Raw genomic sequence first — 14838 nt, forward strand, 5'->3', positions numbered from 1 at the left:
GGCTCCACCGATCTTGAACACGGGCCGCGCGCCCGTTTTTTTGTGCCTGCTCGAAACTGCAGGATGATAGTGAGATTATGAACAACGACCTGATTGCAAAAGCAGCCATTGATCGCCGCATGGCCGAGATCATCACACCGGTGATCGAGGATATGGGGTTTGAACTGGTGCGCGTTCGCCTGATGTCGGGCAAGTCGACGACGTTGCAGGTGATGGCAGACCGTCCCGATGGCGGTATCGAGGTGGACGAGCTGGCCCTGATCAGCCAATCCATCAGCGCTGTCATGGATGTGGAGGATCCGATCCTTGATGAATACACCCTTGAAGTGTCGAGCCCCGGCATCGACCGCCCGCTGACGCGGCTCAAGGATTTCGAGATGTTTGAGGGCTATGAGGCCAAGATCGAGACCGGCGAACTGATCGACGGCCGCCGCCGCTTTAAGGGCGAGCTGGCAGGCGTCGAGGATGACGAGGTGCTGATCAACGTCGAGGAAGGCACCATCGGGCTCAAGTTCGATTGGCTGACCGACGCCAAACTGGTTCTGACCGACGATCTGATCAAAGAAATGCTGCGCCAACGCAAAGCGTCCGGTGCGATTGACGAAACCAAATTCGATGACATCGAGACCGAAGGGTCCACCGAGGGAGACGACTAAATGGCCATTACATCTGCCAACCAGCTGGAACTGCTGCAAACCGCCGAGGCTGTGGCCCGCGAAAAGATGATCGACCCCAATCTCGTGGTTGAAGCGATGGAAGAATCGCTCGCTCGGGCGGCGAAGTCGCGCTACGGCGCTGAGATGGACATTCGCGTTTCCATCGACCGCAAGACCGGTCGCGCGACCTTTACCCGTGTGCGTACGGTTGTGGCCGATGACGAGCTTGAGAACTATCAGGCGGAGTTCACGGTAGAGCAGGCCAAGCAGTATATGGCTAACCCCGAAGTCGGTCAGGAATTCAGCGAAGAAGTCCCACCGGTTGAAATGGGCCGTATCGCCGCGCAATCCGCCAAGCAGGTGATCTTGCAGAAGGTCCGCGAAGCCGAGCGCGACCGCCAGTACGAAGAGTTCAAAGACCGCGCCGGCACGATCATCAACGGTCTGGTCAAGCGCGAGGAATATGGCAACGTTATCGTCGATGTGGGCGCTGGCGAAGCGATCCTGCGTCGCAACGAGAAAATCGGCCGCGAAAGCTATCGCCCGAACGACCGTATCCGCGTGTACATCAAGGATGTGCGCCGCGAACAGCGCGGCCCGCAGATCTTCCTGAGCCGCACCGCGCCCGAATTCATGGCCGAGCTGTTCAAGATGGAAGTGCCTGAAATCTATGACGGCATCATCGAGATCAAGGCCGTTGCCCGTGACCCCGGTTCGCGCGCGAAAATCGCTGTCATCTCTTATGATGGCTCCATCGACCCTGTGGGGGCCTGCGTTGGTATGCGCGGCAGCCGCGTTCAGGCCGTTGTGAACGAGCTTCAGGGCGAAAAGATCGATATTATCCCGTGGAACGAAGACCAGCCGACGTTCCTTGTGAACGCGCTTCAGCCTGCCGAGGTCTCCAAGGTTGTTCTGGACGAGGAAGCCGGCAAGATCGAAGTCGTCGTTCCCGAAGAACAACTGTCGCTGGCGATTGGTCGTCGTGGTCAGAACGTGCGTCTGGCGTCGCAGCTGACCGGTCTGGACATCGACATCATGACCGAAGAGCAAGAGAGCCAGCGCCGTCAGGCAGAGTTCGAACTGCGCACCAAGCTGTTCATGGACAATCTGGATCTGGATGAATTCTTTGCCCAGCTTCTGGTCTCCGAAGGGTTCACCAACCTTGAAGAAGTCGCCTATGTCGAAGTGGACGAGCTGCTGGTCATCGACGGTGTTGACGAAGACACCGCAAGCGAACTGCAAGCCCGCGCCCGTGACGTGATCGAAGCGCAGAACAAAGCGGCGCTTGATGCGGCGCGCGCCTTGGGTGTGGACGACACGCTTATTGAATTCGACGGCCTGACACCCCAAATGATTGAGGCACTGGCCAAAGACGACGTTAAAACGCTCGAAGATTTCGCGACTTGCGCGGATTGGGAGCTTGCCGGCGGCTGGACTACCGTGAATGGCGAACGCACCAAGGATGAAGGTACACTTGAACCTTTCGATCTGTCGCTGGAAGATGCGCAAAAGCTGATCATGACCGCGCGCGTCCTGCTGGGGTGGGTCGATCCTGCGGAGCTTGAAGCGGATGATGTCGACGAAGAGTTCGATGCCGACATCGACACGGACGAGGAGGCCGAGGCCTGATCGCGGGGCCTTGGGGAACGATATGACACGTGGTGGCGTTTCTAAAGACCGGCAAGACGGTCCCGAACGAAAGTGTATCGCCACTGGCGAGGCGCAGCCCAAAAACGGGCTGATCCGCTTTGTCATTGGTCCCGACATGCATGTTTTCCCGGATATAATGGGGAAACTGCCCGGTCGGGGGATGTATGTGTCAGCGGATCGGGCCGCGTTGGAAAAAGCGGCCAAGAAGGGTCTGTTCGCCCGCTCGGCCAAGCAACCTGTCAAGGTTGCGGATGATTTGGTGGATGAAGTTGAAAAGCAACTTGTCCGCCGTGTGGTTGACCTGATTTCGTTGCAACGCAAGGCGGGCAAGGCCGTTGCGGGCTACGAAAAAGTCAAAGGTTGGCTGCAAATGGAAGAAGCCGAAGTGTTGATCCAGGCAGTAGATGGATCGGGCCGCGGCAAATCGAAACTAAGCACGCCGCATTACGGCCATTACATTGGCTGGCTGACGGCAGACGAATTGGGTTTGGCTTTCGGACGCCAAACTGTGATACATGGGGCGCTCGCCTCTGGTGGTCTTACCTCTCGTGTTGTAGAGGAGGCTCAGCGGTTAAAAGGCGTGCGCATAAACGAGGGTGGCAACGGTCACCCGAAAGGATAGACGAGCTTCATGAGCGATAGTGACGGCAAAAAGACATTGGGCCTGCGGGGAGCGTCTTCGCGTCCCGGCAACGTAAAGCAAAGCTTTAGCCACGGGCGGACGAAAAACGTCGTGGTCGAGACCAAGCGCAAGCGCGTTGTGGTGCCCAAACCTGCTGGCGCAAAAGCCGGCGGCGGTAGCAATCCATCGCTCGGGGATCCCTCCAAGCGTCCGGCAGGGATCACCAATTCCGAAATGGAACGCCGGCTGAAGGCGGTTCAGGCTGCCCGCGCCCGCGAGGCGGAAGAAGCCGAAGCACGCGCAGCCGAGGAAAAGGCCCGCGCGGAAGACCGCGAGCGTCGTCGTGCCGAGATCGAGGCGAAAGAAGCCGAAGAGCGTGAGCGCGAGGAAAGCCTGAAGGCGAAAGCCGAAGAGGACGAGCGCCGCAAGAAAGAAGCGGAAGCCGCAGCAGCCGCTGCCGCAGCCCCCGCAGCGGCCCCTGCTGCGCCGCGTTCGCCGAACATCAAATCCGGCGCACCGACCCCTGCGGCCCGCAAGAAAGAAGGCGACCGCGAGGAAACCAACAAGCGCAACAAGGGTGGCGACGATAGTCGTCGTTCCGGCAAACTGACGCTGAACCAGGCTTTGTCCGGTGGCGAAGGTGGCCGTCAACGGTCCATGGCGCAGATGAAACGCAAGCAGGAACGCCAGCGCCAGAAGGCAATGGGCGGTTCGGTTGAGCGTGAAAAGGTCGTGCGCAACGTCAACCTGCCTCCGGCGATCGTGGTTTCCGAACTGGCGAACCGGATGGCCGAACGCGTTGGCGCTGTCGTCAAAGCATTGATGACAAACGGCATGATGGTCACGCAGAACGAAACCATCGACGCTGACACAGCCGAGCTGATCATCGAGGAATTCGGCCACAAAGTGGTGCGCGTTTCCGACGCTGACGTTGAAGACGTGATCAAGGAAGCCGAAGACGATCCGAAAGATCTGGTATCGCGTCCTCCGGTCATCACGATCATGGGCCACGTTGACCACGGTAAGACATCGCTGCTTGACGCGATCCGCAAAGCCAAGGTTCAGTCCGGCGAAGCGGGCGGTATCACGCAGCACATCGGTGCCTATCAGGTCACAACCGACAACGGTCAGGTTCTGAGCTTCCTCGATACACCGGGCCACGCGGCCTTTACCTCGATGCGGTCACGCGGTGCGCAGGTCACCGACATCGTCGTTCTGGTGGTCGCGGCGGATGATGCAGTGATGCCTCAGACGATCGAAGCGATTAACCACGCGAAAGCGGCCAAGGTGCCGATGATCGTGGCGATCAACAAGATCGACAAATACGAAGCGAACCCTGACAAAGTCCGTACGGACCTGCTGCAGCACGAGGTCATCGTTGAAAAGATGTCCGGTGAAACACAGGACGTCGAAGTATCGGCCACCACGGGTCAAGGTCTGGACGAACTGCTGGAAGCCATCGCGCTGCAAGCGGAACTGCTGGAACTGAAAGCGAACCCGAACCGCGCCGCGGTCGGTGCCGTGATCGAAGCGCAGCTTGACGTGGGCCGCGGCCCCGTTGCGACTGTTCTTGTTCAGAACGGTACGCTGCGTCAGGGCGACATCTTTGTTGTGGGCGAGCAGTACGGTAAGGTCCGTGCGCTGATCAACGATCAGGGCGAGCGCGTGAAAGAAGCAGGCCCGTCCGTGCCGGTAGAGGTACTTGGGCTGAACGGGACACCGGGTGCGGGCGACGTTCTGAACGTTACCGACACCGAAGCGCAGGCGCGCGAGATTGCGGAATACCGCGAAAAAGCCGCCAAAGACAAACGCGCTGCGGCTGGTGCTGCGACGACGCTGGAACAGCTGATGGCGAACGCCAAGGTGAACGAAACCATTAGCGAGCTGCCTTTGTTGATCAAAGCAGACGTTCAGGGTTCTGCCGAAGCGATCGTTCAAGCGATGGAAAAAATTGGCAACGACGAAGTCCGCGTGCGCGTCCTTCACTCGGGCGTGGGTGCGATCACCGACACCGACGTTGGTCTTGCCGAAGCCTCCAACGCGCCGATCATCGGTTTCAACGTCCGTGCAAACGCCTCGGCCCGTGCCTCGGCCAACCAGAAGGGTGTCGAGATCCGGTATTACTCGGTCATCTATGACATGGTTGATGATGTGAAAGCTGCCGCAAGTGGCCTGCTGAGCAACGAGATCCGCGAACACTTCATCGGCTATGCGTCGATCAAAGAGGTGTTCAAAGTGACTGGCGTTGGCAAGGTTGCGGGCTGTCTGGTCACCGAAGGCAAAGCAAGCCGCGCCGCTGGTGTGCGCCTGCTGCGCGACGATGTCGTGATCCACGAGGGCACGCTGAAAACGCTCAAGCGCTTCAAGGACGAAGTTGCCGAAGTACCGTCAGGCCAGGAATGTGGTATGGCGTTCGAGAACTACGAAGACATCCGTCCGGGCGACGTTATCGAAATCTTCACACGCGAAGAAGTCGTGCGCACGCTGGACTAAGTTACACTTCGTCCGATATCTGATGATCAGAAGCCCGGTTAAATGTCCGGGCTTCTGTCGTTTCGAACACCCGTTTATCTTCGTTAAAGCTTAACCGATCGACACAGACCTGATCGTCCGAGATCTTCACAAGGTTGAAATCATTCGGCTCTCCGCGCACGCGAGACGACAGGCTGGTCCCCGCATGCAACTGGATCGCCGTGGTGCCGCCGGATTCGACGGTAAAATTCTCTGCGTGCCACGTGTGAAGGTGCCCCGACAGGATCAGGTTCGCCCCGCAAGACAGCAGCTTTTCCAACGCGATTTCCGCACCGGGTATGGGCTTTTTCTTGGTGTGATTGGGATGCTCTAGCGGGTGATGCACCACTAACACGCGGGCTTTGCGCGCGGCGGTGTCGTCCATCGCCTTGCAGGCATGCGCGATACGCCCTGCCGTCAGCTTTCCCGTCTGCCACGAAAAGCGATCGACCGAGTTGATGCCGATGACGACCATATCGTCGTCTTCATACCGCGGCGTCAGATCGGCGTTGATCCATTTGCGATACCGCCGCCACGGCATGAAAAACCGCTGGAACGGGCGGTCAAGCAGGACATCATGGTTCCCCGGCACACCCAAGACAGGCGCGTTGATCCGCTGGATAAAGTTATGCGCTTCCTCGAACTGGCTCCGCCGCGCGCGCTGCGTGAAATCGCCCGAGATGGCGACAATATCGGGGTTCAGCTCGTTCACACAAGAGAGAAGCGGTTCCAGCAGGTCGGGTCGATCCTTGCCGAAGTGTAAATCTGAGAGATGTACCAATGTGCTCATCTGACGGCCTCGTTAAATTCGGCAGGAACGATCAGTTGCAGGGCCTCGCGCTGCATGTGCAGTTTGAACGGGCCCTTCATGCGGCTTAGCTCTCCGTCGCGGGCGACGGGACGTGATTTATGCGGCATCTCAAGCGTGATCTCGTTCCCGCAGTGCATTTGATAGTCGGTTTCACGTTTCGCGACCCCAAGGGCTAGCGCGGCGGCGTGTTTGAACAACCCCCAGCGGTTCGTATCGGGGGCAACCAGCAGCACCATGCCGCCCTTGGCGATACAGTCTTCGCCGCTCAGCCCCATTTGGTTCAGCTGAAAGGCGTTGCTGATCGCAAAGACCAGCGGTGTCCTATGCTTAAAGGATTTGCCATCAATCGTCACCGTCAGCCTGAGCGGCGCGCGGAGTGTTGCCAGCGCTTTGACCACCGACCAATAGGCCGCGACACGGCTGCGGCCCCAGCGGTCATAGATGCCTTCGCGGGTTTTCAGGATGGCGGCATAGGCCCCGATGCTGGCGTTGTTCAGAAACGCGTTGCCATTGATCTTGGCGATGTCCGTGGGGCGCAGGACACCCTTGGCGATGACATCCACGGCTTCGTCAACGGTTTCGGGTAGGTTCAGCGATCGGGCGAAATAGTTGAAGGTGCCCGCGGGGATAATCCCCATCTGGTTGGGCACATGCGCCAAGCCCGAGGCGACGCCGCTGATCGTTCCGTCGCCGCCTGACGCGACGATGGTGGCATCAGGGTTCGCCTCGGCAGTGGATTGCGCCACCTGTCCCAAATCCGCGCCATTGGGCGAGAATTCAACGAAGCTGACGGGAATGTTGTGGTGTTGAAACCTGTCTGAAATCCGGGACTTACGCTCTGTCCCGTCTTGGCGGCCGGAGCCCTTGTTCAGAATAACGATAACACGTTGAGGCTTCATGATTGATCCATCCTTGATGACCTAAGCAAACGCTTGGGGCAGGGGGATGGTTCAGATGTTTTGCGTGTGCTTGATCAGTTCCGACGCTGGATTGGCTTGCCGGTATAGATCGCGTCATCAACTTTAACCGATACGCGGCCGTCGGGCATGTCGCGGACGAAAATACCCTGGACGGATACGGTGGAACCGATGGTGATTGTGCGAAGCATTGCTTCCTCCCAGAAGAACCTGAAGTTGCATCTTTATAAGCGACAATTTGCCTAAGTCTAGCAACAAAAAAGTCAAGGAAGCAGTATTCACGCGCGTAAAGAAACAGCAGCGAGGTCGCGCTGGCCCTAAAGCCAGTCGCGCAGGATCGGAATCAGGGGAATGTCCGCAGGGGGCATCGGATAATCTTTCAACGCATTGGCACGGACCCATTTCAGGGTCTGCCCCTCGCGCGCCTGCGGTGTGCCATTCCATTTGCGGCAGGCAAACAGCGGCATCAGCAGGTGGAAATCGTCGTAGGCATGGCTGGCAAAGGTCAGCGGGGCAAGGCAGGAGGCCCATGTGTCGATGCCCAGTTCTTCTTGCAACTCGCGGATCAGCGCGGCTTCGGGGGTTTCGCCGGCTTCGACCTTGCCGCCCGGAAACTCCCACAAACCGGCCATGGATTTGCCGGGCGGGCGCTGTGCCAAAAGCACGCGCCCGTCCACGTCGATCAGGGCAACCGCCGAGACAAGGATAACCTTCACGAACGATAGTCCGCGTTGATCTCGATATAGCCGTGGGTAAGGTCACAGGTCCAAACCGTTGCTTTGCCGTCGCCAAGGCCCAGATCAACGCCGATGGTGATGTTCTGGCCCTTCATATGCGCCGCCGCTGCCTCTTCCGAGTAGTCGGGGCTGCGCCAGCCGTCTTTGGCCACCTCGATATCGCCAAAGCGGATTGACAGACGATCCCGATCAGCAGCGGCACCTGATTTACCGACGGCCATTACCACGCGGCCCCAGTTCGGGTCCTCGCCCGCGATGGCGGTCTTGATGAGGGGGGAATTCGCGATGGCCATGCCGTGGGTCTTGGCATCATCATCCGTAGCGGCACCGGTCACGGCGATCTCGACGAATTTGGTCGCCCCTTCGCCGTCTTGCACAACCTGATGCGCGAGGTTCAGCATGACGCCGTGCAGCGCTTCCGAGAACGCATCGCTTTCGCTGGCATCTACGCCCGACGCGCCAGTTGCAGCCAGGATCAGACTGTCGGATGTCGATGTGTCGCTATCCACGGTGATGCAGTTAAAGGTGCTATCGGTATGGGTCGACAGCATCTTTTGCAGCGCCGGTTGGCTGACAACCGCATCGGTGAAGATATAGACCAGCATCGTCGCCATATCTGGCGCGATCATGCCCGATCCCTTCGCAATCCCCGCGATAGAGACTGTTTTATCGTCAATCTCGACCTCGGCACGTGCCCCTTTGGGGAAGGTGTCCGTGGTCATGATCGCCTTGGCCGCATCGGAAATGCCCTTGTCGGACAACGCGCCCTTAAGGTCCGCCAGAACAGCCGTAATCCGGTCGTGGGGCAGCGGTTCGCCGATCACACCGGTCGATGAGGTGAAAACACGCGATTGGGGAATATTACAGACATCAGCAACCGCAGCGGTAATTGCTTCGACCGCGGTGACGCCGCCCTTGCCGGTGAAGGCATTGGCGTTGCCCGAATTGACCAGGATTGCGGCACCGGTGTCTGATGTCGCGCCGATCTTGGCCTGACAATCCAGAACCGGCGCGGCGCGGGTGGCAGAGCGCGTAAACGCCCCCGCCACCGTAGAGCCCGGGGCCAATTCGGCCAGCATCACATCGGTGCGGCCTTGATACCGTACCCCCGCCGCGATGGTGGCGAAACGCACACCATCGATGACAGGAAGATCAGGGAAGTGATCGGGTGCCAGCGGGGATACAGCGGTGATTTTGCCCATTTGTTACTCCAGCAGGCCGAGGTTGGTCAGAACCGAAGGGTCGATAGTGTCAGCCGCCGACCGGTCGACATCTGCGGCTTCGGTGGTCTTTTCGATCAGGGTCTGTGCCTTGACCTGACGGACCTGGGTTTCCAGCTCGTCCTTCACGTCTTCGAGCTTGGGCGCTTCTTTCTGGCGCTTGTCGTCCAGTTTGATCACGTGCCAGCCGAACTGGGTTTCAACGGGTTCAGACACAGTGCCGACTTCAAGCTCGGCAACGGCGATTTCAAACGCGGGCACCATCATGCCGGGCCCGAACCAACCCAAAGTACCGCCCGCAGGACCGGAAGGACCGGTGGACTTTTCTTTCGCCAGCTCGGCAAAATCCGCGCCTTCATCCAGCTCTTTCTTGACGGCTTGGGCTTCTTCTTCTGTTTCTACCAGAATATGCGACGCGCTGAATTCCTCGGTCGGTTCCGCATCGGCGTAAGCTTCGTCATAGGCGGCTTGCAGCTCTTCCTCGGTGACGTCCTGGGCCATTGCTCTCTCGATCACTTCGCCCGCGATCAGCTGGCGACGTTCGTTTTCAAGCGCCATCTCGATCCGCTTTGGCACTTCGCCGTCAAAGTCTTGCGACAAGGCGGTTTGCTGCACAAGCTGATCCAGAATGCCTTTGAAAAGGACTTCGGGGGGAAGCTGTTGATATTGTTCGGGCAGAGTGGCGCGGGCAATGATCATGCTGCCAATCGTGATGTCGGTGCCATTGACCGTGGCAACCACGGTTTCAGCGGTGACGTCTGTCTGCGCATCCGTGTTTTCGGCAGTGTCGTCCTGCGCAACAGCGGGCAGGGCGAGCGAAGCTGCCACCACGAATGGTGCCAGAAAAGTGAGAGGTTTTTGCATGTATCTGTCCTTGGTTTGGCAGCCACAAGGGGCTGCTACATTGACACGGTTTAGTGCGGCCCTTACATCGCCCTATGGGCGCGGCCTTGGCGCACGTTCAGTCTTGTATCTAGGGGCTGTCCGGCGGCTCGGCAAGCAGATGGACGCCTTGGAACATAACTTCGGCAGGAGATTGCATGCTGGGCATCGGAACACTCGCCAAAAAAGTCTTTGGGACCCCAAACGACCGTAAAATCAAGGCGACCCGCCCGCTGGTTGAAAAGATCAACGCGCTGGAAGAAGAATTCTTGGCTTTGACCGACGACGGTCTGAAGCAAAAAACGGAAGAGCTGCGCAAGCGGGCGATTGACGGCGAAAGCCTTGATGATCTGCTGCCGGAAGCTTTTGCGAACTGCCGCGAAGGCGCACGCCGGACCTTGGGTCTGCGCGCCTTTGACACGCAGTTGATGTCGGCGATTTTCCTGCATCAGGGTAACATCTCCGAGCAGAAAACCGGTGAGGGTAAAACCCTGACCGCGACGCTGGCCGCTTACCTCAATGCGCTGACCGGCAAGGGCGTGCATGTGGTCACGGTGAACGAATACCTCGTGAAACGGGACGCCGACTGGATGGGCAAGGTCTTTGCCTCGCTGGGGCTGACCACGGGCGCTGCGGTGTCCGGCATGACCGAGGAAGACAAACGCGCCGCCTATAATTGCGACGTAACCTACGCCACGAACAACGAGCTGGGCTTTGATTATCTGCGCGATAACATGAAGTCTGAGCTGAGCCAGATTTTCCAGAAACAGCACAACTTTGCCATCGTGGATGAAGTCGACAGTATTCTGATCGACGAGGCGCGGACGCCGCTGATTATCTCTGGCCCGTCGCAAGACCGCTCCGAGATGTATAAAATCGTCGACGATGTGATCCCGCTGCTGCAGGAAAGCCACTACGAGCTGGACGAGAAAACCCGCAACGTGACCTTTACCGACGAAGGGAACGAGTTCCTCGAGCAAGAGCTGCACAGCCGCGGCCTGCTGGAAGAAGGGTTAACGATGTATGACCCCGAAAGCACCACCATCGTGCACCATGTGAACCAAGGTTTGCGGGCGCATAAGCTGTTCCAGCGCGACAAGGATTACATCGTGCGCGACGGCGAGGTGATGCTGATCGACGAATTCACCGGGCGTATGATGTCCGGTCGTCGTCTGTCCGACGGGTTGCATCAGGCGATCGAAGCGAAGGAAGGTTGCCAGATCCAGCCCGAGAACGTGACGTTGGCCTCGGTCACCTTCCAAAACTACTTCCGGCTTTATGACAAGCTGGCGGGCATGACGGGTACTGCCGAAACCGAAGCCGAAGAATTCGCCGAGATTTACGGGCTGGGTGTGGTCGTTGTCCCGACCAACGTGCCGGTTGCCCGTGTGGACGAAGACGATCAGGTCTATCGTTCGGCGCTGGAAAAATATCAGGCTATGATCGAAAAGGTCAAAGAAGCCAATGCGATAGGCCAACCGGTTCTGGTGGGTACCACCTCTATCGAGAAATCCGAAATGCTGAGCCAGATGCTGACCGAAGCGGGCATCAAGCATAACGTTCTGAACGCGCGCCAGCACGAGCAGGAAGCGCAGATCGTGGCGGATGCGGGCAAGTTCGGCGCGGTCACCATCGCGACAAACATGGCTGGTCGCGGCACCGACATTCAGCTGGGCGGCAACGTCGAGCTGAAGGTGATTGAAGCGCTGGACGCTGATCCTGATGCCGATCCCGTTGCGATCCGTGAAAAGATTGAAGCGGAACACGCTGACGAGAAGAAAAAGGTGCTCGACGCAGGGGGGCTTTATGTTCTGGCGTCCGAGCGTCACGAAAGCCGCCGGATCGATAACCAGCTGCGCGGCCGTTCGGGCCGTCAGGGTGACCCCGGCCGGTCGTCCTTCTACCTGTCTCTCGAAGACGATCTGATGCGTATTTTCGGCTCTGAACGGCTTGAGAAAGTGCTAACGACGCTTGGCCTGAAAGAGGGCGAAGCGATTGTGCACCCTTGGGTCAACAAGTCGCTGGAGCGCGCGCAGGCCAAGGTCGAAGGGCGCAACTTTGACATTCGTAAACAGCTGTTGAAGTTCGACGATGTGATGAACGATCAGCGGAAGGTCATCTTTGGCCAGCGCCGCGACATCATGGAAGCTGCCGACCTGCAAGAGATCACCGCCGACATGCGCGAGCAGGTGATCGACGATTTGATCGACCAGTTCATGCCGCCGAAAACCTATGCAGATCAGTGGGATACACAAGGTTTCCAAGCCGCGGTTGCGGATCAGCTGAACCTGGATGTGCCCGTTGCAGCATGGTGTGAGGAAGAAGGCGTCGACGATGAGGTCATCCGCGAACGTCTTGTCGAAGCCAGCGAAAACATGATGGCCCAGAAGGCTGAACAGTTCGGCCCCGAGAATATGCGCAACATCGAAAAGCAGGTGTTGTTGCAGGCGATTGACGGCAAGTGGCGTGATCACCTTCTGACGCTGGAACATCTGCGGTCGGTCGTCGGTTTCCGCGGCTATGCGCAACGTGATCCGTTGAACGAATACAAGAACGAATCCTTCCAACTGTTTGAAAGCATGCTGGACAGCCTGCGGACCGAAGTGACCCAGAAGCTGGGTCAAATCCGTCCGATGACAGAGGAAGAGCAGCAGCAAATCCTGTCGCAAATGCAGGAACGTCAGGCCGCGGCGCAGGTTAACGCCGCGCAGGCGGCGGAAGAGAACAGCGAAGCGCCGGCTTCGACCGCCGCAGCCGCGTCCGGTTCGACCGCTGTGGCGGGGTTCGACGAGAATGATCCAAGCACGTGGGGCACCCCTGCGCGCAATGATGAATGCCCCTGCGGGTCGGGCAAAAAGTTCAAGCATTGCCACGGCAAGCTTGCGTGAATGATCTTCCCCAAGGCTGGTTGCCGGCCTTGGGGGTGCTCCGCACGGTGGGGTAAGATTTAGGTAGGATCGGTAGACCAAGCTGCGCTTTTCAGCAAACGGAGAGCGACATGCCAATTACCGACAATTTCAATGACTATACCGCAGGATTGACCGGCCCTATTTGCGGGGCCTTTGATATTGTGCCCGACGATACCGCCGACCTGCCGCAGATCACCCGTGGCTTTATGGTCGGTGGGGCTGGTGATGTCGCGGTGACGCTAAAAAGCGGGGATGCAATCACTCTGCCCGGTTTGATGGCGGGGGTCGTCTATCCGTTTCGCATCTCAAAAGTGCGCGACAGCGGCACCACCGCAACGGGGATCAAAGGGTTGGTCTAGCGCCTTGTCACCGCGTTAACTGTTGTTGCGCCCCGTCAGTATCCGGTGGGGCGCAGCAGGACGGGCAGAGTGCGCGCGATGATCTTGAGATCGCCCATAAAGCTTGGCTGGCGGGCATAGCGTTCATCAAGCGAGGCGCGTTCGGCAAACAGCAAGATGCCGCGCCCCGATACCTGCCAAAGCCCTGTGACCCCCGGGCGCACCCGTTGGTAAGCGTGGCGGGCATCACCGTAGCTGTGCAGCTCCGCCCGGGTGACGGGGCGCGGCCCGACCAAAGACATATCGCCGCGCAGTACGTTCCAGATCTGGGGCAGTTCATCCAGACCGGTGCGACGCAGGAAATGGCCACCGGGGATCACGCGCGGATCTTTGGTCAGCTTTTGGTACAACGCCCATTCCAGCGCGCGATCAGGTCGCGCCAATAGAATCGCCGGCAGCGCGGCCTGTGCATCAGGGACCATCGTTCTGATTTTCCAACAGCGGAAAACCTTACCGGCACGCCCAACCCTCGGGTGGGCATAAAGACCGCCCTGACCCGTGGATGCCACCAGACAGTATAAAACAATAATCACCGGCAGGATCAGCGGCAGCAGCGCGAGGCTGACGGCAAGATCGAACACCCGTTTCCCGCCGCCTTCGTATAGCGGTGCCCGACGTGCATGGACATCACTGCCCTGCCGTATCCCGATATCGATAAACGCCATCGTCACCTCTTACCCATAGCAACCAAACACCGGCGCATGTGCCGGTGTGTCAGCTAAAGCAGAGGTATCCTAAGGTGTGGTTAAAATCGGGATGCCGTCAGATCAGAGGTAGTTAAACTCGACCTCGCCATTGTGGATCGTTGCGGCGGTGAGCTTGTCCGTCGCGTAGGCACCGGTGTCGATCGACAGCACGCCGCCCTTGATCATCGGCGTGTCGACTATTGTGTGCCCGTGTACGACCCAGATGCCGTCACGGCGGCGTTTGCGTCCGAAATCCTCATGCCCCCAAAGCAACGTCCGGCTTTCCTGATCCTTGATATGGATCAGTGGGTTAGCAGCGGCGTGGACAAAGGCGACATTGCCCGACACCCAAGAGGTTGGCAGGTTGATCACCCAGTCGAGCAAGGCCTCGCCCATAGCGTCTTGCAGGGCGTCGCGGGCGCGTTCCAGATCGTCACCAGAGGAGGTTTGCGACACGCCCGAGACGCCAAAGCTCGACAAAGTCTGGAGCCCGCCGTACCGGAGCCAGCGCGGACCATTCTCTTTCGGATTGTCGATAAACTTTAGCATCATCTGTTCGTGGTTGCCCATCAGCGTGATGATATCGGGCTGTTCGTGCAGCGCCCGCAGAACCTGCGCGCTTTGTTCGCCGCGGTCGACAAGGTCGCCGACGCAGATCACCTGTGTGCCGGCCGGAGGTTCGGGCATTCTTTCAAGCAGATCAAAACGCCCGTGAATATCTCCGATCGCAATCACGGGTACATCCGGTGTGATCGGATCGAAATGAGGTTCGGGCTCGGGGTCAGATTGACGGCGTTTAAACCAACGGTTCAGCATAGGTCTTGGCGTATCCTCTGTGT

Annotated in this window: 14 protein-coding genes; 6 read left to right on the forward strand and 8 right to left on the reverse strand. The window is 58.7% G+C overall.

Annotated elements, in window-relative coordinates; all coding sequences use genetic code 11:
- Window positions 1–77 precede the first annotated feature (77 nt).
- From rimP to infB, 4 genes are read left to right on the forward strand one after another with little or no spacing between them, the layout of a single operon-like run.
- A complete protein-coding gene (gene rimP, locus SJY36_RS15855; protein WP_005850854.1) occupies window positions 78–656 on the forward strand; it encodes a ribosome maturation factor RimP in 579 nt (192 codons plus the stop codon).
- A complete protein-coding gene (nusA, locus tag SJY36_RS15860; RefSeq protein ID WP_005850855.1) occupies window positions 657–2285 on the forward strand; it encodes a transcription termination factor NusA in 1629 nt (542 codons plus the stop codon).
- A gap of 22 nt (window positions 2286–2307) precedes the next feature.
- Window positions 2308–2928, forward strand: coding sequence for an RNA-binding protein (locus SJY36_RS15865; RefSeq protein ID WP_005850857.1), 621 nt, complete (start codon window positions 2308–2310; stop codon window positions 2926–2928).
- A gap of 9 nt (window positions 2929–2937) precedes the next feature.
- The gene (gene infB / locus SJY36_RS15870; RefSeq protein WP_386176360.1) at window positions 2938–5421 is read left to right on the forward strand and encodes a translation initiation factor IF-2; all 2484 of its coding nucleotides are present in this window, start codon (window positions 2938–2940) and stop codon (window positions 5419–5421) included.
- Window position 5422: 1 nt separating this feature from the next.
- Here the strand turns inward: infB and SJY36_RS15875 are convergent, their stop codons facing one another.
- The 6 genes from SJY36_RS15875 to SJY36_RS15900 all read right to left on the reverse strand — a co-directional run bounded on the left by SJY36_RS15875 (window position 5423) and on the right by SJY36_RS15900 (window position 9988).
- The gene (locus SJY36_RS15875) at window positions 5423–6229 is read right to left on the reverse strand and encodes a metallophosphoesterase (RefSeq protein ID WP_005850860.1); all 807 of its coding nucleotides are present in this window, start codon (window positions 6227–6229) and stop codon (window positions 5423–5425) included.
- A complete protein-coding gene (locus SJY36_RS15880; protein WP_184583729.1) occupies window positions 6226–7149 on the reverse strand; it encodes a diacylglycerol kinase family protein in 924 nt (307 codons plus the stop codon). The genes SJY36_RS15875 and SJY36_RS15880 overlap by 4 nt, the downstream gene beginning before the upstream one ends.
- Before the next feature lie 74 nt (window positions 7150–7223).
- Window positions 7224–7358 carry a hypothetical protein gene (locus SJY36_RS15885; RefSeq protein WP_005850863.1) on the reverse strand — a complete coding sequence of 45 codons (135 nt, stop codon included), beginning with the start codon at window positions 7356–7358 and terminating at the stop codon, window positions 7224–7226.
- A 126-nt stretch (window positions 7359–7484) separates the two neighbouring features.
- Entirely contained in the window at window positions 7485–7883 is a 399-nt protein-coding gene (gene mutT, locus SJY36_RS15890) for an 8-oxo-dGTP diphosphatase MutT (protein WP_005850865.1), read from the reverse strand.
- Window positions 7880–9106, reverse strand: a complete 1227-nt coding sequence (gene argJ, locus SJY36_RS15895) for a bifunctional glutamate N-acetyltransferase/amino-acid acetyltransferase ArgJ (RefSeq protein ID WP_386176362.1) — start codon at window positions 9104–9106, stop codon at window positions 7880–7882. Before argJ ends, mutT begins: the two co-directional genes overlap by 4 nt.
- 3 nt (window positions 9107–9109) lie before the next feature.
- Entirely contained in the window at window positions 9110–9988 is an 879-nt protein-coding gene (locus tag SJY36_RS15900) for a peptidylprolyl isomerase (protein ID WP_386176364.1), read from the reverse strand.
- Between the two features lie 176 nt (window positions 9989–10164).
- On the opposite strand from SJY36_RS15900, the gene secA reads away from it, so the two are divergent.
- Together secA and SJY36_RS15910 are read left to right on the forward strand one after the other, a co-directional pair.
- Window positions 10165–12894, forward strand: a complete 2730-nt coding sequence (gene secA, locus SJY36_RS15905) for a preprotein translocase subunit SecA (protein ID WP_386176366.1) — start codon at window positions 10165–10167, stop codon at window positions 12892–12894.
- Window positions 12895–13004: 110 nt separating this feature from the next.
- Window positions 13005–13274: a hypothetical protein gene (locus SJY36_RS15910; RefSeq protein WP_005850873.1), complete on the forward strand. Its 270-nt coding sequence runs from the start codon at window positions 13005–13007 to the stop codon at window positions 13272–13274.
- 35 nt (window positions 13275–13309) lie between these two features.
- Here SJY36_RS15910 and SJY36_RS15915 read toward each other — a convergent pair whose 3' ends face one another.
- Both SJY36_RS15915 and SJY36_RS15920 read right to left on the reverse strand, forming a co-directional pair.
- Window positions 13310–13978, reverse strand: a complete 669-nt coding sequence (locus SJY36_RS15915; RefSeq protein ID WP_278425918.1) for a sugar transferase — start codon at window positions 13976–13978, stop codon at window positions 13310–13312.
- Window positions 13979–14080: 102 nt separating this feature from the next.
- Window positions 14081–14815: a metallophosphoesterase gene (locus SJY36_RS15920; protein ID WP_386176369.1), complete on the reverse strand. Its 735-nt coding sequence runs from the start codon at window positions 14813–14815 to the stop codon at window positions 14081–14083.
- Window positions 14816–14838: the final 23 nt, after the last annotated feature.

Source organism: Sulfitobacter sp. R86518, assembly GCF_042466275.1.
Lineage (GTDB): Bacteria > Pseudomonadota > Alphaproteobacteria > Rhodobacterales > Rhodobacteraceae > Sulfitobacter > Sulfitobacter pontiacus.